The organism is Chryseobacterium sp. CS3K3.1 (genome assembly GCF_059515165.1).
The window spans coordinates 34,856-56,940 of the sequence record NZ_JCAKRV010000012.1 but is presented as its reverse complement, the minus strand read 5'-3'; the positions used below and the strand labels follow the sequence as shown (position 1 = coordinate 56,940).

21 protein-coding genes are annotated in these 22,085 nt (G+C 37.2%); 15 read left to right on the top strand and 6 right to left on the bottom strand.

Features of this window, described 5'->3' with window-relative positions; genetic code table 11:
• Positions 1 to 10: 10 nt before the first annotated feature.
• The 3 genes from AC5YGI_RS12880 to AC5YGI_RS12870 form a co-directional block, all read right to left on the bottom strand.
• The gene (locus AC5YGI_RS12880) at positions 11 to 1,195 is read right to left on the bottom strand and encodes a hypothetical protein (RefSeq protein WP_496168538.1); all 1,185 of its coding nucleotides are present in this window, start codon (positions 1,193 to 1,195) and stop codon (positions 11 to 13) included.
• 145 nt (positions 1,196 to 1,340) lie between these two features.
• On the bottom strand, positions 1,341 to 2,306 hold the full coding sequence (locus AC5YGI_RS12875; protein ID WP_496168537.1) for a T9SS type A sorting domain-containing protein: 966 nt from the start codon (positions 2,304 to 2,306) through the stop codon (positions 1,341 to 1,343).
• Between the two features lie 306 nt (positions 2,307 to 2,612).
• Positions 2,613 to 5,105, bottom strand: a complete 2,493-nt coding sequence (locus AC5YGI_RS12870) for a GEVED domain-containing protein (RefSeq protein WP_330742957.1) — start codon at positions 5,103 to 5,105, stop codon at positions 2,613 to 2,615.
• 225 nt (positions 5,106 to 5,330) lie between these two features.
• On the opposite strand from AC5YGI_RS12870, the gene AC5YGI_RS12865 reads away from it, so the two are divergent.
• The 4 genes from AC5YGI_RS12865 (at position 5,331) to proC (ending at position 9,235) form a co-directional block, all read left to right on the top strand.
• Positions 5,331 to 6,536, top strand: coding sequence for a pyridoxal phosphate-dependent aminotransferase (locus AC5YGI_RS12865; protein ID WP_330742958.1), 1,206 nt, complete (start codon positions 5,331 to 5,333; stop codon positions 6,534 to 6,536).
• Between the two features lie 10 nt (positions 6,537 to 6,546).
• Positions 6,547 to 7,032, top strand: a complete 486-nt coding sequence (locus AC5YGI_RS12860; RefSeq protein WP_330742959.1) for a hypothetical protein — start codon at positions 6,547 to 6,549, stop codon at positions 7,030 to 7,032.
• A 4-nt stretch (positions 7,033 to 7,036) separates the two neighbouring features.
• Positions 7,037 to 8,050, top strand: a complete 1,014-nt coding sequence (gene murB, locus AC5YGI_RS12855) for a UDP-N-acetylmuramate dehydrogenase (RefSeq protein WP_330742960.1) — start codon at positions 7,037 to 7,039, stop codon at positions 8,048 to 8,050.
• Between the two features lie 381 nt (positions 8,051 to 8,431).
• Positions 8,432 to 9,235 carry a pyrroline-5-carboxylate reductase gene (proC, locus tag AC5YGI_RS12850; protein ID WP_330742962.1) on the top strand — a complete coding sequence of 268 codons (804 nt, stop codon included), beginning with the start codon at positions 8,432 to 8,434 and terminating at the stop codon, positions 9,233 to 9,235.
• Here proC and AC5YGI_RS12845 read toward each other — a convergent pair.
• Complete coding sequence (locus AC5YGI_RS12845; RefSeq protein WP_496168536.1) at positions 9,225 to 9,638, bottom strand: VanZ family protein; 414 nt, start codon at positions 9,636 to 9,638, stop codon at positions 9,225 to 9,227. The genes proC and AC5YGI_RS12845 overlap by 11 nt on opposite strands.
• Before the next feature lie 56 nt (positions 9,639 to 9,694).
• Between AC5YGI_RS12845 and lnt the strand changes: the two genes are divergently transcribed.
• A complete protein-coding gene (gene lnt / locus AC5YGI_RS12840; RefSeq protein ID WP_496168534.1) occupies positions 9,695 to 11,329 on the top strand; it encodes an apolipoprotein N-acyltransferase in 1,635 nt (544 codons plus the stop codon).
• 137 nt (positions 11,330 to 11,466) lie between these two features.
• On the opposite strand, the gene AC5YGI_RS12835 is transcribed toward lnt, so the two are convergent.
• Positions 11,467 to 13,176 (bottom strand): T9SS type A sorting domain-containing protein, encoded by a 1,710-nt coding sequence (locus tag AC5YGI_RS12835; protein ID WP_496168533.1) that lies wholly within the window; start codon positions 13,174 to 13,176, stop codon positions 11,467 to 11,469.
• A 243-nt stretch (positions 13,177 to 13,419) separates the two neighbouring features.
• Here AC5YGI_RS12835 and rpmB point away from each other — a divergent pair, with 243 nt between their 5' ends.
• The 7 genes from rpmB to AC5YGI_RS12800 all read left to right on the top strand — a co-directional run bounded on the left by rpmB (position 13,420) and on the right by AC5YGI_RS12800 (position 16,988).
• Entirely contained in the window at positions 13,420 to 13,662 is a 243-nt protein-coding gene (rpmB, locus tag AC5YGI_RS12830; protein ID WP_002976757.1) for a 50S ribosomal protein L28, read from the top strand.
• Between the two features lie 6 nt (positions 13,663 to 13,668).
• Positions 13,669 to 13,851, top strand: coding sequence for a 50S ribosomal protein L33 (gene rpmG, locus AC5YGI_RS12825; RefSeq protein WP_002976756.1), 183 nt, complete (start codon positions 13,669 to 13,671; stop codon positions 13,849 to 13,851).
• 20 nt (positions 13,852 to 13,871) lie between these two features.
• Complete coding sequence (locus AC5YGI_RS12820) at positions 13,872 to 14,024, top strand: DUF4295 domain-containing protein (RefSeq protein ID WP_002976755.1); 153 nt, start codon at positions 13,872 to 13,874, stop codon at positions 14,022 to 14,024.
• A gap of 81 nt (positions 14,025 to 14,105) precedes the next feature.
• Entirely contained in the window at positions 14,106 to 15,062 is a 957-nt protein-coding gene (locus AC5YGI_RS12815; RefSeq protein WP_496168532.1) for an MBL fold metallo-hydrolase, read from the top strand.
• 156 nt (positions 15,063 to 15,218) lie between these two features.
• On the top strand, positions 15,219 to 15,686 hold the full coding sequence (locus tag AC5YGI_RS12810; protein WP_330743083.1) for a RidA family protein: 468 nt from the start codon (positions 15,219 to 15,221) through the stop codon (positions 15,684 to 15,686).
• A 15-nt stretch (positions 15,687 to 15,701) separates the two neighbouring features.
• Entirely contained in the window at positions 15,702 to 16,655 is a 954-nt protein-coding gene (gene ftsY / locus AC5YGI_RS12805; protein ID WP_076595870.1) for a signal recognition particle-docking protein FtsY, read from the top strand.
• Positions 16,656 to 16,727: 72 nt separating this feature from the next.
• Positions 16,728 to 16,988 (top strand): GlsB/YeaQ/YmgE family stress response membrane protein, encoded by a 261-nt coding sequence (locus tag AC5YGI_RS12800; protein ID WP_034694983.1) that lies wholly within the window; start codon positions 16,728 to 16,730, stop codon positions 16,986 to 16,988.
• A 77-nt stretch (positions 16,989 to 17,065) separates the two neighbouring features.
• Here AC5YGI_RS12800 and sppA read toward each other — a convergent pair whose 3' ends face one another.
• The gene (gene sppA, locus AC5YGI_RS12795) at positions 17,066 to 18,823 is read right to left on the bottom strand and encodes a signal peptide peptidase SppA (RefSeq protein WP_446104944.1); all 1,758 of its coding nucleotides are present in this window, start codon (positions 18,821 to 18,823) and stop codon (positions 17,066 to 17,068) included.
• 20 nt (positions 18,824 to 18,843) lie between these two features.
• On the opposite strand from sppA, the gene folK reads away from it, so the two are divergent.
• The 3 genes from folK to AC5YGI_RS12780 are packed head-to-tail and all read left to right on the top strand — an operon-like array spanning position 18,844 to position 21,973.
• The gene (gene folK / locus AC5YGI_RS12790; RefSeq protein WP_137905588.1) at positions 18,844 to 19,260 is read left to right on the top strand and encodes a 2-amino-4-hydroxy-6-hydroxymethyldihydropteridine diphosphokinase; all 417 of its coding nucleotides are present in this window, start codon (positions 18,844 to 18,846) and stop codon (positions 19,258 to 19,260) included.
• Positions 19,261 to 19,277: 17 nt separating this feature from the next.
• Entirely contained in the window at positions 19,278 to 20,393 is a 1,116-nt protein-coding gene (locus tag AC5YGI_RS12785) for an OmpA family protein (protein WP_330743095.1), read from the top strand.
• Positions 20,394 to 20,446: 53 nt separating this feature from the next.
• A complete protein-coding gene (locus AC5YGI_RS12780; protein WP_330743096.1) occupies positions 20,447 to 21,973 on the top strand; it encodes an OmpA family protein in 1,527 nt (508 codons plus the stop codon).
• Positions 21,974 to 22,085: the final 112 nt, after the last annotated feature.

Sequence of the window (22,085 nt, the reverse complement as noted above, 5' to 3'; positions counted from 1 at the left end):
ATCGTTTTCTTTAGTTATTATAAATTTTTTCTTCTAATCTTTTCAGTTCAAGATTAGCATCGTAGGATAGTTTAATATCCACTAAATGCTCCTGTAACTCATTTAAATATTTCTCTGCTTCCTGATAGTTTCCTAAAGCAATATTCAATCTTATCAGGTTAAAATAAAGGTATTCTCCGATCTTCTGATTGTAAACAGCTTTCTTATCGTTGTAATTTACTTTTGTTAAAGCTGTTTTCCAGAGATCAATTCCTTTCTGCATATTCTCCATGGCAATTTTGTTCGGTGCATAATCCGATTTCGCCTGAAGCTTTTTCAGATTGGTCGTCACATAGATATACGCTTTCTCCAGATCATCATACTCTCCTTTGTTTTTTACCGTCGCCAATGTCACCGTAGAATTAATCGTCTGATACCCGAAGTTTTCATTGATAATATTTCTTGTGCGGTCGATCGTTCTTTGCAGGAATCTTTTTTCCTGAGCATTGAGATTAATTTCATTAGTCGGAACGCTTGCTATTTCTGCAAAATCTGAGAAGTAGGTTTTATCGAGCTTTACTGCGCCGCCTTGCTTCGCTGTGATTTTTGTAGGTTGGTTGGCAAAAGTTTTTCCCTGATTGTCCTGAAAATTTGTTCTTTCCATTTCAATGACAATATCAAGATAATTTCCACCTTTTGAAAAACCGGTCACATCAATTTGAGAAGCCAGAATTTTGTTATCCACAATTAAAGCATCCCTCAGATCAGGCTGCTGGTACACCGGCATTGGAGGAATATTAAGGATAGGTCTTGAAGGAAGCCTCAGTACGGGAGCTCCATTGGTTGCTGCAATTTTTTCAACAGCTGACAATTTGCTGTATTCTGCAGATTCAAGTTTGTATTTTTCCTGAAGTTTTTTTACTTCAGCATCATAGTCTTTTAATCTTTCCTGATGCTCATACTTGGCATTTTCAACATTAGCCTGGTAATTGTCTACCTTTTTCTGGTGGTCTTCTTTTGAAATTCTGATGACATCATCTTTTGTAATGTTATAGGGAGACTTTACCATAATCGTATAATTTCTGTTGGAAAGTTCCGTAGGAAAAACCGGTTCTTTTAAAAGCTGGAAACTGATTATTTCTTTATCAATTCGCTGAGCCTGGGAAAATTCGGAATAAAATAATGGTATTAAAAAAAATAGTTTAAATTTATTCATGGATATTATAGTTTTCGGTGCAAATGTATAATAATTTTATGGACATTTTCTGATAATATTTTGTCCAGTTATTATCAAAACTGGTCACAAAAAAAGGCAGCTGCACAAATGCAGCTGCCTACAGAAATTATTAACTCAAAAAATTTTATTTTTTAATGGCTTTTACCGTTGATTTTGAACCATCCTTAAAGTTCATCGTCACTAAGTATAAACCGGCATTTAATTCCCCTAACTGAAGTTCATTAGTTGGATTGTCAATAGTTTTCACTACTCTTCCCGCTACATCTGTAACCGTTATAGTTTTAACACCTTTTATATCACTAATATGAAAAACATCTTTAAAAGGATTCGGGTAAATATCTCCTTTTTTAAGACCATTTACTTCAGCGGTACTGAGTTGTATATTTTCGTCAACTGAAAATGCAAAAATATTAGGATAACCCGATCCGCTTGCTTTAGTTATCATCACACTTTGTATAGGTTTCACCTGGTTTACCGCATCTATTGCCAATGCATTCTGATAAAGTCTCGGATCTGTACTACTTGATTCTAATGCATCTGAAGTTCTTTTTATCCTTCCAATCCCTTTGATGGCAAAGTTAGCTCCTCCATACCAATCAGAAAGACTTATATTGGAAAATACCTGGCTACTTCCATCCGTAAAATTGACTGTTACATTCACCTTAGATGTTCCACTACCACTGGTAGAAAGCATATACAATGTAAAAGCAGCTTTAGGAGTTGTAAACGTAAGAGTTCCGCTATCATTGGCAGCAGCCAGCCTTAATGAATTATTCGCATTTAAGTTTCCTAAAACATAACTAAGTCCCGGAGTTGTTGTAACTACAGAGTTGATAATGCCATCAACAGGAATACCGTACGTAATAGCTGGGCTTGTGGGTGTCAACTGAAAATCTTTAGCTACAAAAGCGTAAGAAACTCCATCTACATCATTGCTTGTACTCATCATGGAAGAACCCATCCCGTTAGCGATGACATCGGTTGTAAAGCCTGAAGAAACCGGCATGGTTTGATAATTCTGAGCCTGCATTACAGCGGTAGAGAATACAGCAAGACATGAAAGCTTTTCTAAAAATAGTTTTTTTTTCATAGTGAGAGGTTTTTTGTGTTTAATCTAATCCAAAAATAAAAAACCACTAATAAAAAAGCTATTTCACAAAACAATAAATAACATATTGACTTAAATTGTAAAAAATAGCTACAAAAAAACTAAAATTATTAACACAAAAAAAATAAGTAATGAATATTATTTACCTGTTCTCAATAATAAATCCCGGAATTTTGAAATAATCTATCTCATAAAAATGGGAATATTAAAGTCAGGAAATTACCCCTTATAACAAAAAGGCAGCCGCACGAATGCAGCTGCCTACAGAAATTATTAACTCAAAAAATTTTATTTTTTAATGGCTTTTACTGTTGATTTTGAACCATCCTTAAAGTTCATCGTCACTAAGTATAAACCGGCATTCAATTCCCCTAACTGAAGTTCATTAGTTGGATTGTCAATAGTTTTCACTACTCTTCCCGCTACATCTGTAACAGTTACAGATTTTACATTTTTGATATCTGCAACATGAAGCACATCCTTAAAAGGATTAGGATATACATTCACTTCTTTTTTCTTCAGATTCGTTTCTGAAGTGGATAAAGAGGTAGCCACTTCAAAGGTAAAATCAATAAATTCTCCTCTTGAAATAGCAGAACAAGGGTTTGAAGGGGCTGTACTGTTATAATCAGTCACCACTCTCATTCTATAAGATCCAAGAGGTGTTCCTGCAGGCACAGTGATAGATCCCGACGTGCTTGTAACATAAGTATTGGTCACAAACATTCTTTCTGAAGCTTCAAAAGTTAAATTATTATTCCAGTCTACCCAAACCCCGATTCCACATGTAGGGCCACCGACCGTAAAAGATACGGAAGTACTGGATCCAGGAGCATTGATTATTTTGTTACTGGTTGTTGTTAAATTCTGATATCCGCCTGCAACACTTGAACCGGATGAATAAGCCATATCTACAAGTCCTCCTGTAGAACTGAAGTCAGAAAGCCATGAATTCTGAGAAGTAGATGAAGGTAAGCAATACCCTGTTTTGAATGTAAGCATTTCACTCCAGATACTTTTATCAGCAGCACTGCATACAGATCTTACCCATACATAATAATTGGTATCAGAAGATAATGAACTTAATGGTGCAGAAGTCGTAACAGAAGTTACAGAGTTGGAAGCGTTCAAAACAGTAGATGCATCAGGTGCAGTATTCGTTGTACTGTAGTATACTTCGTATCCATTTGCAGGAACCGAAAGAGGAGCTGTCCAGCCAATTGATGCAGAGTTCGTTGTAAGATTGGATACTGCAACTGCAGTCGGCTCAAGGCAGGATGGAATATCCTGAACGGTAATATTATCAATATAAATAGAACGGTAAGTACCTCCTAAACCATGTTTGAATGCCAGTTGCAAATCAGAACCTGCAGGAATATTCACAGTATATTGTGCATGCGTGGTTGTAAGAGAAATAGGAGTTCCTATCTGTGTAAAAGAAGCAGGGTCTGCAGGGTTTGATAAAGTACCTACTAACAATGTAGTCCCTGTTGTTCCTGTTTTTGCATAGAATCTCACACGTTTGGTCCCGTCTGAAAGGTTCACCGTTGGAGGTGCTACCAACATCTGATTTCCTGTAGTAGCGCTTGAATTATATAGATAGTAAGCGTTAGGTACTGAATAATTACTGGTGGTCGTTACATATCCATACCCCGAAAATGAAGGAGTTTCCAGGTATGCCCAACAGCTTGGTGCATTGTTATTACTTTGTGAACCTGTACTTGTCGTATCAAAATTTTCTGTATAAGGAACCGTGAAAGTAGAACAGGCCGTTTTAAATGTTCCTGCAAAAGACCATACACTCTGTCCGGTTGCTGTATTACAATTCGATCTTACCCAATAATAATAGGTTGTATTGGAATTAAGACCTCCTATTGTTGTACTTGTTCCTGTTACTCCCGGATAAGTAGGTGTTACTGAGCTTGCCGGTATTGTGCTGGAAGTACTGTGGTACACATCATAACTGGCAGCACTGCCTGTCCATGAGACTAAAGCAGAATTGGCTGTGATTCCGGAAACGGCCTGCAATACAGGAGGCATACAATCCGAATAGGCATCTGCCGAAAAAGCAAAAATATTCGGTATACCTGAACCACTTGCTTTGGTTACCGTTACACTTTGTATTAGTTTTGCCTGATTTGCAGCATCTATAGCCAGTTCAGCCTGATATAATCTTGGATTGGTTCCGCCCTCAGGAGAGGGAATATCATCACCGGCACTGGGAGTAGCCCCGGGCTTTTTAATCCTTCCTATTCCCTGGATGGCAAAACTAGGTCCATTATACCAGTCAGCAAGACTGATCCCTGAAAACGTCTGCGAACTTCCATCAGTAAAATTCACTACTACATTTACCGTAGAAGTACCACTTCCACTTACTGCAAGCATATACAGCTTGGTTGCAGCTTTCGGTGCTGTAAATGCCAGGGTTCCGTTATCATTAATTGCAGCCAGTCTTAAAGAGTTGTTCGCACTCAGACCGGCCAGTTGAAAACTCAGTCCCGGAGTGGTTGCCACTACAGAATTAATAATCCCGTCAACAGGAATACCATACGTAATAGCTGCACTTGTGGAGGTTAACTGAAAATCTTTAGCTACAAAAGCGTAAGAAACTCCGTCTACGTCATTGTTTGTAGTAATTGTGGAAGAACCGATGCCGTTAGCGATTACATCAGCTGTAAAGCCTGAGGAAATGGGCATGGTTTGATAATTCTGAGCCATCATAGCCGTGGCTGAAAACAGAGCAATAGCAGGTATTACTCTAGAAAATAAATTTATTACCATTTTAATCACATTTGAGGCGAAATTTAAGAAAAATAATAATACGAAAATATTATTTTTAACAAAATCACAACCTTTATTTAAAATGTATGAAAAATTAATATTAAAAACCTTTTAATAAGTAAATTTTAAAGGTAACATAAAACGTAATGAAACATCTTCTTATTGATTCTTAATTTTATTATTGAGAAATTAAATCCTATTTTTGTCATACAAATTTTTTGAACAATGCCGAATATTTCAAACAGAGCACTGCATATGCCGCCATCGCCGGTAAGAAAACTGGTTCCTTTTGCGTTACAAGCAAAACAAAAAGGAATAAAAGTATACCACCTTAATATCGGACAGCCTGATATTGAAACTCCGGAAACAGCTTTAAATGCTTTAAAGAACATCGATTTAAAAGTATTGGAATATGCTCTTTCTGAAGGTAATATAGAATACAGAAAGGCCCTTACTAAATATTATCATTCATTAGGCTTCTCAGATCTTACTCCCGATAACTTCATTGTTACCAACGGAGGTTCTGAAGCGCTTAACTTTGCGATCTCTACTCTATGTGACGAAGGTGATGAAGTCATTATCCCAGAACCTTACTATGCCAACTACAATGGTTTCACCAGCACATTTGATGTGAATGTAGTAGCTGTACCTTCTACAATTGATACTGGTTTTGCTTTGCCGCCTGTTGAAGAATTTGAGAAAAAAATTACAGAAAAAACAAGAGCGATCATCATCTGTAACCCTGGTAACCCTACCGGATATCTTTATACCCGTGAGGAACTTCAGAAACTGGCAGAAATCGCTTTGAAATATGATATCGTCATCATTTCTGATGAAGTATACAGAGAATACGTATACGATGGAAAGCAGCAGATCTCAATGCTTGATTTCCCTGAATTAGCTGAAAATTGTATCATTATTGACTCTGAATCCAAGCGTTACTCTATGTGTGGAGTAAGAATCGGGTGTATGGTGACACGTTCCAACAAGATCCGCAATGCAGCAATGCTTTTTGCACAGGCAAGATTAAGCCCGGTTCTTTTAGGACAGATTGCAGCAACAGCAGCACACCAAAATGACGGCCCTTACATCAGAGCTGTAAGAGAAGAATATACCCACAGAAGAAATGTATTGGTAGATCTTTTAAATGCTATTCCAGGAGTGATCTGCCCTAAACCAAGAGGAGCTTTCTACTGTGTTGCAGAACTTCCGGTAGACGATACTGAAAAATTTGCCCAGTGGCTGCTTGAAAAGTATTCTCTTAATAACGAAACCATCATGGTGGCGCCTGCAGGAGGATTTTACAGCGATCCTGAATTAGGTAAGAAACAGGTAAGAATTGCCTATGTACTGAAAGAAGAAGATTTAAAAAGAAGTGCTGAAATTCTTAAAGAAGCTTTAAAGAAGTACAGAGAAGAATTCAGTCTGTAAAAATATACTGATGCCGACAACAAAAAAATTCCATCTGAAAATCCTGTTTTCGATCCTTTTGCTGTCGGCATTTTTTTCCTGTGATTCCAAAAAGACAGAGCCATCTGTTTCTCAAAAAAATCCACACGAGATTACCTTCATCAGCGTATCCGACATCGGAGGACATCTGGGAAACTACAGAATTGTGAAGGCCACAAAAGATTCTGTTTTTGCAGAACAAGGGATGACAGCCAATCAAACCCATAAAGCGTGGTCATCTGCTATGAATGCCGAAACCTGGAAAAAGCTGGTATCAACGATCAATATTGTAGATCTTGACCATATCAAAAGTTCTCCAAGCCAACAGTCTGTAGACGGAACAGATGAAACCTTCCAGATCCGGACTCCCAAAAAATCACATATCTATGTGAATGCTTATGCAGATACTTTACATTACAAGCAGTTACAGCAACTTAAAGAACAACTAGACAAAATTCTCCCCAAAGAATACCAATAAAAACATGCAGGAAAATTTTTCATTACAACCTTACAACACATTTGGTGTTGAAGCCAAAGCCCGTTATTTCACTGAAGTTAATACTATTGATGAATTAAAAGAGGTACTCATTTTCGCGAAGACCCAAAATCTTCAGCTTCTGTTCCTGGGAGGCGGAAGTAATATTCTTCTTACCAGAAATTTTGATGGTCTTGCTATCAGACTTAATTTAAGAGGTATTTCCGAAGAAATCATCAATGAAAATGAGGTATGGGTAACCGCAAAAGCAGGTGAAAACTGGCATGAATTTGTAATGTACTGCCTGCAAAAAAATTATGGAGGCCTTGAAAATCTTTCTTTAATTCCGGGAAATGTAGGAACTTCTCCGATGCAGAATATCGGTGCGTACGGAACAGAGATCAAAGATATTTTTGTAAGCTGTGAAGTATTGGACCTGGAGAATCTTGAATTGAGAACTTTTAATCTTGAACAATGCAGATTCGGATACAGGGACTCTATTTTCAAACAGGAAGGAAAAGGCAGATATGTTATTCTGGAAGTTACTTTTAAACTAACCCAAAAAGATCACCATATCAAAACCGAATATGGAGCGATCCAATCTGAACTGGAAAATCTTGGCATTAAAGATCCTACCATTCAGGATGTTTCAAAAGCAGTGATCAATATCCGTCAAAGCAAATTACCGGATCCTAAAGAAATTGGAAATGCCGGAAGTTTTTTCAAGAACCCAACCATCCCTTTAGCTCAGTTTGAAGCATTAAAACAAAAATTTGAAAATATTCAGGGTTATCCGAATGGAGATGGGGTAAAAGTTCCTGCCGGCTGGCTGATTGAGCAATGTGGATGGAAAGGGAAGCAGATCGGAAATGTAGCTTCACACAAACGGCAGTCTCTGGTCATCATCAATGCTACAGGAAATGCTACAGGAAAAGAAATTTTTGATTTTTCTACAGAGATCATTAATTCTGTAAAGGAAAAGTTCGGGATAGAACTTGAACGGGAAGTGAATATTATTTAATCTAAAAATATATAAAGGCTGATTCGTATGAATTCAGTCTTTTTTTTATTTCTTATTATCTGTAAGTGTTGGTTGAGTGCACAGTCGCAAGGATCTTTTATTTTCTTTGTTAGTATTTTACGGCGCAAGGATTTTTATCTTCGATAACATTTAATACTGTTCGATCTTTGTACTACAAAAGGATTAACCTTATCTTATTTCATTCTCACCCTTGCTGAAAATCTCATATTTGAGCGAAGTCGAAATGCTCCCGCGCCTTTAAACGGCATATTATTTAAAACTTTTGCTCCTTTGCGCTCACCCAACAAAAAATTAATTCAGAATCAATTCATACATAGTCTCCGGAAAATCATTATTTTAGCTTAAAAATTACAATTTGTGATGAAAATAGCTATTCTTGGAGCCGGAAATATGGGACTTTCTTTTTCGAAATCATTCTTAAAATACGAACTGATCAAACCTGAACATCTGCATCTTATTATCAGAAGCCAGGAAAAAATCTCCAAAATAGCTGAGGAATTTCCCAAGTCCAAAATCTCCACTTTTGAAGAAGTAAAAGATATTGATGCTGATTTGATCATCATTGCAGTAAAGCCTCAGGATTTTCAGGCGGTTGCCCAAAATATTCAATTTACTTTCAAAGAAAACCAGATGATTTTATCCATCATGGCGGGAATCAATATTGAAAAAATCCAGAAATTACTGAATCATCCGCTTGTGGTAAGAGCAATGCCGAACTCTCCTACCCTTCTGGGAATGGGAATCACAGGGTATACTGCGGCCAATGGAATTTCTTTCAGCCAGTTAATCAATATTGAAAGATTATTAAACAGCACAGGAAGATCGGTTTATCTGGAGGATGAGGAACTTCTGGATGGAGTTACAGCTCTGTCAGGAAGCGGCCCTGCCTATTTTTATTATATTATTGATGCTATGATTAAAGCCGGCATTGAAATGGGAATTGAAGAAAACCTTTCCAAACTTTTTGTAAAACAGACCATGCTGGGCGCTTACCATCTGATCAATAATTCGGAAAAGAATCTTGAAGAGCTGATTAAAGATGTTGCATCCAAAGGAGGAACTACTGAAGCTGCTTTAAAAACATTTGAAGAAAACAGTTTCAAAGAAATTCTGAAGCAGGGAATTCTGAACGCCGAAAAGCGTGCAAAAGAACTCAATAGTTAAGTTTCCTATCCAAAAATCTGCGTAGCAACCATCCTATATATACCCCGAAAGTATTCAGGAGGATATCATCTACCTCAAATATTCCCATTCTGGTAAAATATTGAAGCGCTTCTACAATAACAATACATGAAATAAAACCAAATATCAGAGGTTTCAGCTTTTTCAGTCCGGGAATGAACCAGCCCAGAAATCCAAAAGGAATAAACATCATAATATTACCCAAAACAATGGTTACTATATCTATAGTTTTATTGGATCCCTGAATAAATTTAATCGTAGAAAAAACAGGTTCTACCGTGATGAGATTTTCCTCATACTGAAATCTGCCCATTCCCAAGAACATCAGATAGAGCAAAAACAGAGTATACGGAACAATAATGATTGTATAAATTTTCTTTAACATCGAACTGCTAATATATTCATTTCAAAAACATTAAATTTGTGTATTAAAATAATTTAATGAAATACGTTCTGCTTACACTTATTTCAGCAATGCTGCTGTCGGTCTCATGGCCAACTTATGGGGTTCCGTTTTTTATATTTTTTGCCCTTGTTCCTCTTCTGATGATGGAACATGGCATTTCAAAATTTTCTGATTATAAAAGGAAAAGCTGGGTAGTCTTCGGATTATCTTACCTATGCTTTGTCATCTGGAACGTAGTCACTACAGGATGGCTGTATGGTTCAAAGAATCCGGATGGAAGCCACTCACTGATGGCTGTTTTATTCCCTGTATTAGTCAATTCTCTTTTATATTCTCTGGTATTCCAATGTTATCACTGGTACAAAAATGCCCAGGGAACGTATTGGGGACTAGGATTTTTAATTGCCATCTGGATGAGTTTTGAAAAGTTTCACTTAGGATGGGAACTGACATGGCCATGGTTGAACCTGGGGAATGTATTCTCAGACTATCCGAAGCTGATCCAATGGTATGATACCTTAGGAGCAACCGGAGGAAGTTTTTGGATTCTTGTCATCAATGTTCTGATTTTTTATACTGTAAGAACATGGGAAGCCGGAAGAAAGAGAAAAGACCTGATCAAAAACTCCACTATTGTTACGGCTTTAATTGTTTTGCCAATGATTATTTCAGTAATCAGATATAACAATTTTGATGAAAAGCCAACCGGACAGGTTAATGTTCTGATGCTTCAGCCGGATCTTGATCCTTATGCTGAAAAATACTCGAAAGACAGTCTGACCATAGAACAGGATTTATTAGCACTTGCTGAAAAAAACTCGACAGGTAAGATTGATTATTATATCGCCCCTGAAACAGCGTTACCGGGAAGAGGATCCATTTCCGAAACAGGTTTTGAAAAGAGTTTACTTTTAAACAATATCAAAGGATTTTTATCAAATCATCCCGGATCTGTTTTTGCTACAGGAATTTCTTCACACCGATTCTTTTATAATCCAGCCGGCTTACCTAAAGAAGCATATCAGATTAATAGTGGTGTTTGGGTGAGCAGTTATAACACCGCCATTCAATTGGTTCCCGGTCAAAAAGTACAGGCTTATCATAAAGGAAAGCTGGTGCCAGGTGTTGAAATATTTCCTTATATGAATGTTTTAAAACCATTATTGGGAGATGCCATGCTGAATCTGGGAGGAACAGTAGCCTCTCTGGGAACAGATAAAGAAAGAGTTGCCTTTTCAAATCCTTACAATAAAGGAAAAATGGCCCCGATTATTTGCTATGAAAGCATCTATGGTGAATTTGTAACAGACTATGTAAAAAAAGGAGCTAACTTTTTAGGTATTATGACCAACGACTCATGGTGGGGCGTTACGGAGGGACATAAACAGCTTCTATCTTATGCTAAACTTAGGGCTATTGAAACCAGAAGAGAAATTGCCCGTGCTGCGAACAGCGGAATTTCAGCGCATATCAATGCTAAAGGAGAGATCACAGCCGATACTTTTTATGGTGACCAGACAACCTTATTCGCAAAGGTAAACCTGTATGATACAATGACTTTTTATACAAGAGCAGGAGATCTTCTTTCAAGGTTTTCCATATTTGCATTAGGATTCTTATTGTTTTACTATCTGATTGAATGGTTTAAAAAGAAAACAAAGAAAGCTTAGTTTTTAAACACTAATTGCACAAATTTACGCACGAATAGCACAAGATCTGTAGATCATACAGATTTTGTGCTATAAAAAAGAGAAAAGCCAGCTGGACGTCTGGCTTTTCTCATTGATAGAAGATAGAATTGATTCAATTACTTAATCGTAAGTTTCCTGGTGGTTATTTCGTTTTTTATCTTCAGTTTTAGTAAATAAACTCCTTTAGGCAAATGAGCAACATCAATAGACTGATCTCCATTGATACTGATATTCAGTTTTCTTCCGTCCATCGAATACATTTCAGCTTCTGAAACTTTTTCTCCTTTGATATAGACTTTATCTGACACAGGGTTTGGATAGATAACAAGCTGCTTTTCAGATTTGATTTCCGCTGTTCCCAACACACTTTGTGCAGAAGCGTCAGAATATACTTTTGCAGCATCAATTGATTTCACACTCCAGTATACATTTTGAATGGAAGGATCAAGTTCAAGAAACCATGATGGTGTCGTTACCACATATTTCGCAATATCATGAGCTCCCTGCGCTGTTCCTACCGAGATCTCATAACGTAATGCATTCACCGGAGTTTTATCATCAGAAGCACCACTCCATGTAAAATTGAAACGGTTTCCGTTTTTAGTAAGATTCAGTTGCGTTGGTGCTGTAGGTTTAGCGTTTGCTTCTGCAGCATTATTTTTAAATACTTTAGTCAGTGAAGGCAGATCTGAAGCAGACCAGTCGAATCCCCCCAATAAGATGTCCGGATGATGATCATTATTAAAATCAAAAAGCTGTACCAGCCCGGGACCTCCAAGGACAGTAATCCCCGTTACAGTTCCTTCATTGAATGTATGATTGGAAACATCATAGATATAGGTTTTCACTACAGCATTATAATTTTCATTTCCTGAAATAATAAAGTCATAATAGCCGTCATTATTTAAATCTCCGACACTTAGTGCAACATCAGAAATATCGCCAGCTTGAATTATATGAGGAGTTAATGTTCCGGTACCATCATTCATTAAAACAGCAGAATAGGCATCATCGTTGGCATCTCTTCCAATCACCACGATATCCTGAAATCCATCAGCATTAAAATCTGCAAAATCTATTTTCCCCACTGAGACAGGCGCAAGATCCTGTGTATGAGTCAGAACTCCTGTCTGGTTCATGTATACTTTGGATATAGCATCTCCGTTGATGTCTGATCCGATAATCACAAGATCCAGAAGATTATCATTGTTAAGATCTACCACTTTAAAGCTCCCGCTCTGAGTTCCATCTACCCAGTTTTCTGTAAGATCAAAACCGGTGCCCGTATTTTTGTAATAATCCAGACTATTTCCAAAACCTCCTCCGTGAGCGTATTGAGTTCCATTAAGGGCATAATCAGGCTTTCCGTCATGATTAAAATCAAAAACTTCCAGGGATCCATAAATTTTTCCCGGCAGTTCCGCTTCTTTTACAAATCCTGACCCCGTGTTTTTGAAGCGGTATTGTTTATAATTAACAACATCCATATAACTTAGCCCCGTCGAAATAATATCCAGTAACCCGTCATTATTATAATCAATGAATTTAATATCTCCCAGATGGGTCATATCTGCTCCCAAGCCTGCAAACGGCAACAATGTTGTTCCATTGTTCTGATATACTTCATTATACGTACTGTCCACATTTCCATCGCCATCAGCATCTATCGCTCCGTTGAGTACAATATCCAGCGTACCGTTGTTGTCTATATCTGCAATATCAGCTGCAGAATAATAAAAATTATTCATACTAGTCTGCATTTCAGTAAAATTCTGAGCCATGATGCTGACTGGTACCATAGAACATAAAATATAGATCCTCTTCATAATTGTTTTTATTTAGATTAATTAAAAACAAAGATAGAGTATTAAATTTTCCGGGTGAAAAAAAGGCTGTATGAAATATATCAGCACTGATTATCTGCTGTATCCCAAGGATTCTGCTATTTTAAAAATTCAATATTATTAATCAGCCACTTATTTGCAAATATTTTCCAAAAGATTTGTCTATCTAAAAAATTCTTCGTTATTTTGCACTCTCAAATATTATACAAATAAGAACATCGAGATATGTCAAGAATTTGCCAAATAACAGGAAAGCGTGCAATGGTTGGTAACAACGTTTCTCACGCTAATAACAAAACGAAGCGTCGTTTTGAAATTAACTTATTAGAGAAGAAGTTTTACCTTCCGGAGCAAGATAAGCACGTTACACTGAAAGTATCAGCTCATGGATTGAGAGTGATTAACAAGATTGGAATCGAGGAAGCTATTGAAAGAGCTACTAGAAACGGATTGATTAAAAAGAATTAATAAATCATGGCAAAAAAAGGAAACAGAGTTCAAGTAATCCTTGAATGTACAGAGCACAAAGAAAGTGGAATGCCAGGAATGTCAAGATACATTTCTACAAAAAATAAAAAGAACACTACAGAAAGATTGGAATTGAAAAAATACAATCCTGTTCTTAAGAGATCTACCATTCACAAAGAAATTAAGTAATTTATAAATAATAACTTACCATGGCAAAGAAAGTAGTAGCAACCCTACAAAGCGGTCAGTCTAAGAAGATGACTAAAGTGGTGAAAATGGTTAAGTCTTCTAAATCAGGAGCTTACGTTTTCGAAGAAAAAGTAATGAATGCTGATGAAGTAGATGGTTATTTAAAAAAATAATCAGTACTTTGTTTACAATATAAAAAACTACTCATTTTTTGAGTAGTTTTTTTGTTATATTCGTTTCATAAAAAACACATTATGAAGCAATTCTTTATTTTATTTTCAGCCATACTATTCACCTCGCCTTCCTATCATTCTCAAACCCTTCAGAATAAAAGAAGCTCTACAGAGAAAGTAAAAATTATTATTTTGGGAAATGTACAGGATGCCGGCTCTCCTCAGATCGGATGCCGTAAAGAATGCTGTGTGGATCTCTGGAAACATCCCCGGCCCGACAGAAAAGTATCTTCTCTGGGAGTCATCGACAAAGAGCTGCAGAAAAATTATATCTTCGATGCCACCCCGGATTTCACTCAGCAGCTGCAATTCCTGATGGAGCATTCAGCCGATCCAAAGAAAGCCGTGCCTGATGGTATATTTATTACCCATGCCCATATCGGACATTATACAGGTCTTATGTTTTTAGGAAAAGAAGGTATGAATTCCAAGGATGTTCCCGTCTATAGCATGCCAAGGCTTAAAAAGTTCTTTGAAACCAGTGGGCCATGGTCCCAGCTGGTCCGTTTGAATAATATTATTCCCTATGAGATGCAAAATGAAACACCAATAAAGGTGAACTCTCATTTAGAAATCACTCCTATACAGGTTCCTCACCGTGATGAATATTCGGAAACAGTGGGTTTCCTTATTAAAGGACCTCATAAAAAAGCGTTATTCATTCCGGATATAGATAAATGGAATAAGTGGAAATACCATATTACAGATCTCATAAAAACAGTAGATTATGCATTTCTGGACGGCACATTTTATGATTCGGAAGAAATAGGCTACAGAAATATTGAGGATATCCCGCATCCTTTTGTTGTGGAGAGTATGGAACTGTTTAAAAGCCTGTCACCTGAATATAAAAAAAGAATTTTCTTTATCCATTTTAACCATACCAATAAAATTTTAAATCCGGATAGCAGACAGAGTAAACAGGTTATTGAAAAAGGTTTTAATATAGCACGCCTGGGAGACGAATTTGACTTATAAAGGCAATCAGTGTCCTGATCAGACTGTAATAAAAACCCTGCTGCTGAATATCAGGAGATAAAAATAATAAAGACTTTGTTTACATATAAAAAAACAACTCCTGTTTTGGGTAGTTTTTTTGCTATCTTTGCTCACCAGATTATTAATCAGTAAAGTATGAAAAAGATACTTGTTCTGGCCTGCACAGCAACTTTTTTATTTTCATTCAGTCAGAAAACAATGAATACTGTAGAATATAAAAGTTCGCCGAAAGTTTTCAGCATAAAAGGATTATCTCAATCGGTAAGCATTGATTGCGGAAATTCCAGAATGATTTTGCTATCCGGACAGGTGCCTCTGGACACGGAAGGCAATCTTGTGGGAAATACGATTGAAGAGCAGACCCAGCAGGTTTTCAAAAATATTGAAAACATCCTGAAAGAATATGAAGGTACAGGAAAAGATATTATCAAACTGGTCATCTACACCACAGACATCAAAAAAACACCTGATTTCAGAAAAGTAAGGGATTTGTATGTCAATCTTCAGAATCCTCCCGTAAGCAGCCTTGTAGAAGTGAGCAGGCTTTTCAGAGATGATGTGTTGATAGAAGTAGAAGCCACAGCAGTGATTAAAAATAAATAAGAATAAACTAAAACTATGAGTTGGTTTAAAAATATTTTCAAAAAGGAAGAAAAAGAAACCTTAGATAAAGGATTGGAAAAATCCAGCCAGGGATTCTTTGAAAAAATGACGAAAGCCGTAGTCGGTAAAAGCAAAGTAGATGATGAAGTTCTGGATGATCTGGAGGAAGTACTGATTGCTTCCGATGTAGGTGCCTCTACCACTATCAAAATTATTGAAAGAATTGAAGAACGTGTTGCCAGAGATAAATATGTAGGCGTTAACGAACTTGACAAAATTCTCCGTGAAGAAATTTCGGGATTATTGCTTGAAAATCCACATGCCGGTACGGGAAATATAGATACTTCCAAAAAACCATATGTCATTATGGTAGTAGGAGTAAATGGAGTGGGAAAAACAACAACCATCGGAAAACTGGCTCATCAGTTCAAATCGGAAGGTAAAAAAGTAGTTCTTGGAGCTGCAGATACCTTTAGAGCGGCTGCCGTTGACCAGCTTGTTATCTGGAGCGAAAGAGTGGGTGTACCCATTATAAAACAGGAAATGGGATCGGATCCTGCATCTGTAGCTTTTGATACGGTACAAAGTGCTGTAGCTCAAAATGCAGATGTTGTCATCATCGATACTGCAGGAAGACTTCACAACAAGATCAACCTGATGAACGAGCTTTCCAAGATCAAAAGAGTGATGCAGAAAGTGATTCCTGATGCGCCTCATGAAATTTTATTGGTACTTGACGGCTCTACAGGGCAGAATGCTTTCGAACAGGCAAAACAATTTACAGCAGCAACAGAAGTAAATGCTTTGGCAGTAACAAAACTGGACGGAACAGCCAAAGGAGGTGTTGTTATCGGTATCTCCGATCAGTTCCAGATTCCGGTGAAGTATATTGGTGTAGGCGAAAAAATGCAGGATTTACAACTTTTTAATGGTACGGAATTTGTAGACTCATTCTTCAAGAAAAGATGATTTATATCATGTTTTCCCTTATATTAGTAACAAATCATTTTTAAAATATTAACAATAAAAAAATTTGCAACTATGGGAATTATTACATGGATCTTATTCGGTCTTATTGCAGGTGCTATCGCTAAAATGATCATGCCTGGAACTCAGGGAGGAGGATGGCTTATCACTATCATCCTTGGAATTCTGGGAGCATTTGTAGGAGGAGCTATAGGAGTTTACGTTTTACACTGGGGAGATGTTACTTCATTCTGGAATCCGAGAAGCTGGATTCTCTCCATCGGAGGAGCTTTAATCATTCTCTGGATTTATGGAATGGCAACAAAGAAAAGCTGATAGTAACGCTGATAAAAAATAAAATCCCGGATCTGAAATTTCAGGTCCGGGATTTTTGTATACAATATAAAATTTAGTTAGTTGTTGATTCTGATCTGATAAGGCATTTCCATTTTCACCTCAGACTGTAGCTTTTTGTTTGTGATCTGCTGCAAAATCTCATAGTTGGACTTCCCTATCTTATTTTTAATAATTCGTGCCGAAACATCTTCCTCATTCAGGTCTTTAAAGATTTGTTCGAACGGGGTCATTCTCTTAGGGAAAGCCTCTACGTGGTAAGATTTCATTCCTGCTTTCTGAGCGGCAAATTTCACAGCATCAGTTAAAGTACCCAATTCATCCACCAATCCAATTTGCTTGGCACGAACACCACTCCATACTCTACCGCCTCCTACATTATCAATCTGTTCAAAAGTTTTCTTTCTGTTCTGAGTTACAAAATGAACAAATCTCTTATAGGTACCTTCCACACTTCTTGTCATCATATTGACTCCGTAAGGGGTCACTCCGTTTAATCCGGAATAATACATAGAGTTGGCATTGGTAGAAACAATATCCGCACGAATTCCGTTTTTAGCAGCAATATCTTTATAGTAAGGCATCACCCCGAACACTCCGATAGAACCGGTAAGTGTATTAGGTTCCGAATAAATTTTATCTGCAGCCATTGCTACATAATACCCACCTGATGCTGCATAGTCTCCAAAAGAAACGATCAGTGGCTTTTTCTTTTTCAGCTGCTGTAATTCAAATAAAATTTCATCTGAAGCATTGGCACTTCCTCCCGGAGAGTTGATTCTGAACACAACCGCTTTCACTTTATCATCCTCCTGAAGTTTTTTGATGTACTTCACATATTTCTCGGAATGAATATCATTATATTCATCTCCGTTATTAATAGATCCTGAAGCATAAAGCACTGCAATCTTTTCACCCGATTTATCTTCATCCGCATAAGAATTGATATAACTTGTTAAAGAAATCTTGTTCAGCTTTTCTTTATCTTTTACATTGAGCTTCGCTTTCAGAAGATCTTCATATTCGGATTTCTGGATCAGCTTATCCGCAAGTTTATATTGTAAACTCTGCTCAGGAATCATTCCGTATAAGCTGTCTGTAATTGTTCTGAACTGAGCAGTATCAATTTTTCTTGAAGCCGCCATTTTATTGGATGTATTTTTCCAAAGATCATTCAAAAGAGTGCTTAACTGTTCTTTATTTTCAGGAGAAATATCATTTCTTAAAAAAGGTTCTACCGCAGACTTGAATTTACCATGACGGATTACTTCGATTCCGATTCCGTATTTATCTGCAAAATCTTTGAAGAAAGTAACCTCAGTAGAAAGACCTTTTAATTCGATCATTCCTGCCGGATGCAGATAATATTGATCAGCAACAGATCCTAAATAATAAGCAGACTGTGATACTCCGTTTCCATAAGCGTATACAAACTTTCCGCTTTTTTTGAAATCCTCAATAGCATTTCTAAGATCATCAATCTGCGTAAGGCCTGCAGACAAGTCATCGGCTTCTATACTGATTCCTTTAATATTATCATCCGTTTTTGCTTTGTTGATAGCCTCTAATGCATCATATATAAGAATACTTTTATTTTGGGCACCTATCCCGAATAATCCCATCTCTTCTTCGGTAGGACTATCGATTATATTGGTCTTTAAATTAATCGTAAGAACTGAGTTCTTTTTCACCGCCACCGACTTATCATTCCCCATTGCACTGAACACAAGCATCATGATGAAAAAGATGAAAAATAGAGCGCAAAGTATGATAATTGCGACTATATTTGCCAAAACATTTTTGAAGAAACTTCTCATAAATCAATCAATTTTCTAATATGTCGCAGCATAAGGTCGTTTTGTTACTGGGAAGTAACTTAGGAGAGCAAAAAAAAAATGTAGAGCTTGCATTAAAAAAAATCAGTGAAGCCGGAAATTACATTTCACAAACCAGCGAATTTTTAATGTCGGACCCTGTAGAGTTTGCCAGTTCCAATATTTTTTGTAATATTGCAGCAATAATATTCACACATCTTTCACCCATTCAACTGCTTGATTGTATTAAGAATATAGAAGTTGAGATGGGAAGAATTAATGATTCAAAAGTATCCGGAGGTTACACAGACAGGATAATAGATATTGATATCATTAAGTATAATGAGTTGAATTTTAAATCAGAAAGATTAGAAATCCCTCATAAAAAACATCTTTTTGAAAGGGATTTTTCCAGGATATTATTAAAAGATTTTATTTAAAACATAAAACATATTGTATGAAATTAGGTTTATTATTATTGGCTACGTCATTGCCAATTGCAGCTTTCGCACAGAACAGCGGCACAACAGTAAGCTCTTCCACAGAGTACCCTAATACATTCTCCTCAGGTTCCGCTAATGTAAAACCCTTTGACAATAAATCCAGACGTTTCAGAGACTGGTCTATTTCTGTTGGAGGAGGTCCTGCATTTATGGTACACTCCGATTTAAAATCTATCCGCAAGGATAAGACTAATTGGGGATACAATGCTTACGTAAGCGTGGACAAACAAATCACACATGCATTCGGGCTAAGCCTTATGTATATGAGAGGAGAAACAAAACAGACAGCCCAGCTTCCTGGTGCTGAAGGTGTAAAATCAGGAATAGCTACTGCAACAACACAGTTTGACAACATCTCTTTATTGGGGGATATCAACTTCTCGAACTTATTCAGAAGAGTAGACAACCACTCTCCGTACAGATGGGCTTTCCATGGATATATGGGTATCGGACTTCAAGGGTTCAGAACATCACTGCATGATAACGACGAATTCAGATGGAGCAATACGCCAAGAAGAACTCCTTTATTCATTAAACAGGACATTGATATCAACTCTATCTTCTATCAGGGAGGTGTGGGAATAAAATACAATGTTTCAAAACTTATTGACGTTGAGGCAAGAACCATGTACATTATCAGTGGTGATGATGAATTCGATGGCGGCGGATGGGCAGATCCTAATGATTATGATCCTTCCACTCCAGGTTCAAAATATAACATGTTAAATTCCAGAAGATCTGATAACGCCTGGACAGTAAGTTTAGGAGTATCTTTCAAACTAGGAAAGCACGAATCTCATCTGGCATGGCATGACCCGCTTCAGGAAGCTTACTACAGAACCAGCGTTCTTGAAAATGCAAGTACAGACCTTGTTGTCTGCGAAAAAGGAGATGCAGACAATGACGGAGTATGTGATGACTGGGACAGACAGCTTGATACTCCTGCAGGAGCAAGAGTAGATGGAGCCGGAGTTGCTTTGGATATGGATCTTGATGGAGTTATTGACCTTTACGATAAGTGCGTAACTGTACCAGGACCTGTTGAAAATAACGGATGCCCGATTAAATAATTAAAACAGCCTTACAATTCTTTTTCAAAAAAGAAATCAAATAATAATACACGATGAAATTAAGTTTAGCAATTGTTGCATTAGCTTTGGCAATTCCTTCTGCCGCTTATGCACAAGACTCAACAGCAGTTTCCAATGGAAAATATCCCAATACATTTTCCTCAGGATCTGCCAATGTTACACCATTTACCAACCAATCCAAGAGATTTAATGATTGGTCTGTTTCAGTAGGAGCAGGTGTTCCGCTTCTGCAGTCAGCAGATTTAACCTCTATCAAAAATGGTAATGGTAAAAACCTTTTTGGCTATTCAGCGTATGTAAGTATTGATAAAGCGATTACCCATGCTTTTGGGATCAATTTACAGTATGACAGAGGTGAAACCAGACAAGGATGGTTCAATACTAAAAATGCAGCACCGGATGCAACAGCAGTAGGAGCAAGAACTCAGTATGACGCGATCTCTATCTTGGGAGATATCAACTTCTCAAACCTTTTAAGAAGAGTTGACAACCACTCTCCTTACAGATGGGCACTTCACGGATATGCAGGTATCGGTACTATTGCATACAGAGCATATCAGAAAGACGGTAATAACAGACAGAGATTGATGACAGAAATCAAACCTTTCGAATTAGGTTCTATGTTCTTCCAGGCTGGTACAGGTCTGAAGTTCAAAGTGAACAGAAGAATCGATATCGAAGGTAGATTAATGTATGTAGTAACCGGTGATGATGAATTTGACGGTGGAGGTGATGCTTACAGCGCTATCAACAAGCGTTCTGAGCAGGTTTCAGACAACTTCTTCAACGCTACTTTAGGTCTTTCTTTCAAACTAGGTAAGCACGAGTCTCATGTAATGTGGCATGATCCGCTTCAGGAAATCTATTATAAACTTGATGTACTGGCTAACAAAAACCAGGATATTGAAGTATGTAAAAAAGGAGATGCTGATAACGACGGAGTATGCGACGATTGGGACAGACAGCTTGATACTCCTGCAGGGGCAAGAGTGGACGGTGCCGGAGTTGCGCTTGATACTGACTTAGACGGTGTAATTGACCTTTACGATAAGTGTGTAACAGTTCCAGGACCTGTTGAAAATAACGGATGTCCTGTTGTTAAAGATAATAAGCAAACTGCTGTAGAAGTAGAGAAAACCCTTAAAGATATTTATTTCAACTTTAACAAAGCAACCATCAGACCTGAATCTAATGAGAAACTGGATCTGGCTGCTTCAATTATCAAAGAAAACGGAGGTAATTACCTGTTAACAGGACATACAGATATCAAAGGAAATGCAGCATACAACCTTAGATTGTCTAAAGAAAGAGCAGCAGCTGTAGTTGGAGCTCTGGAAAACAGAGGCATCAATCAAAATGTGCTGAAATCAAGAGGGGTAGGTTCTGCTGAAGCTACTATCCCTGCATCAGCTTCAGATGCTGAAAGAATGGCGGACAGAAAAGTTACTGTAAGATTTGTAGAAAGTTCGGAATGGGATTCTATCAAAAAGAAAGACTATGAAGATGCTCCTGTAAAAAAAGCAGTCAAAAAAGCTCCCGCTAAGAAAAAGAAGAAATAATTTCAAATACTTCATAAACCGAAAAGAATTGTTCTTTTCGGTTTATTTTTTTTCTACTACGAATTTTTTTACATACCTTTATCATTATTTTCAGGACAATTGTACAAACACA

Coding starts and splice junctions, on each gene's coding strand:
- AC5YGI_RS12820 (WP_002976755.1), top strand. CDS start 13,872: ATGGCAAAGAAAGTAGTAGCAACCCTACAAAGCGGTCAGTCTAAGAAG.
- AC5YGI_RS12780 (WP_330743096.1), top strand. CDS start 20,447: ATGAAATTAAGTTTAGCAATTGTTGCATTAGCTTTGGCAATTCCTTCT.
- AC5YGI_RS12800 (WP_034694983.1), top strand. CDS start 16,728: ATGGGAATTATTACATGGATCTTATTCGGTCTTATTGCAGGTGCTATC.
- AC5YGI_RS12875 (WP_496168537.1), bottom strand. CDS start 2,306: ATGAAAAAAAAACTATTTTTAGAAAAGCTTTCATGTCTTGCTGTATTC.
- AC5YGI_RS12880 (WP_496168538.1), bottom strand. CDS start 1,195: ATGAATAAATTTAAACTATTTTTTTTAATACCATTATTTTATTCCGAA.
- AC5YGI_RS12815 (WP_496168532.1), top strand. CDS start 14,106: ATGAAGCAATTCTTTATTTTATTTTCAGCCATACTATTCACCTCGCCT.
- murB (WP_330742960.1), top strand. CDS start 7,037: ATGCAGGAAAATTTTTCATTACAACCTTACAACACATTTGGTGTTGAA.
- lnt (WP_496168534.1), top strand. CDS start 9,695: ATGAAATACGTTCTGCTTACACTTATTTCAGCAATGCTGCTGTCGGTC.
- rpmG (WP_002976756.1), top strand. CDS start 13,669: ATGGCAAAAAAAGGAAACAGAGTTCAAGTAATCCTTGAATGTACAGAG.
- sppA (WP_446104944.1), bottom strand. CDS start 18,823: ATGAGAAGTTTCTTCAAAAATGTTTTGGCAAATATAGTCGCAATTATC.
- AC5YGI_RS12845 (WP_496168536.1), bottom strand. CDS start 9,638: ATGTTAAAGAAAATTTATACAATCATTATTGTTCCGTATACTCTGTTT.
- AC5YGI_RS12870 (WP_330742957.1), bottom strand. CDS start 5,105: ATGGTAATAAATTTATTTTCTAGAGTAATACCTGCTATTGCTCTGTTT.
- rpmB (WP_002976757.1), top strand. CDS start 13,420: ATGTCAAGAATTTGCCAAATAACAGGAAAGCGTGCAATGGTTGGTAAC.
- ftsY (WP_076595870.1), top strand. CDS start 15,702: ATGAGTTGGTTTAAAAATATTTTCAAAAAGGAAGAAAAAGAAACCTTA.
- AC5YGI_RS12810 (WP_330743083.1), top strand. CDS start 15,219: ATGAAAAAGATACTTGTTCTGGCCTGCACAGCAACTTTTTTATTTTCA.
- AC5YGI_RS12835 (WP_496168533.1), bottom strand. CDS start 13,176: ATGAAGAGGATCTATATTTTATGTTCTATGGTACCAGTCAGCATCATG.
- AC5YGI_RS12865 (WP_330742958.1), top strand. CDS start 5,331: ATGCCGAATATTTCAAACAGAGCACTGCATATGCCGCCATCGCCGGTA.
- AC5YGI_RS12785 (WP_330743095.1), top strand. CDS start 19,278: ATGAAATTAGGTTTATTATTATTGGCTACGTCATTGCCAATTGCAGCT.
- folK (WP_137905588.1), top strand. CDS start 18,844: ATGTCGCAGCATAAGGTCGTTTTGTTACTGGGAAGTAACTTAGGAGAG.
- AC5YGI_RS12860 (WP_330742959.1), top strand. CDS start 6,547: ATGCCGACAACAAAAAAATTCCATCTGAAAATCCTGTTTTCGATCCTT.
- proC (WP_330742962.1), top strand. CDS start 8,432: ATGAAAATAGCTATTCTTGGAGCCGGAAATATGGGACTTTCTTTTTCG.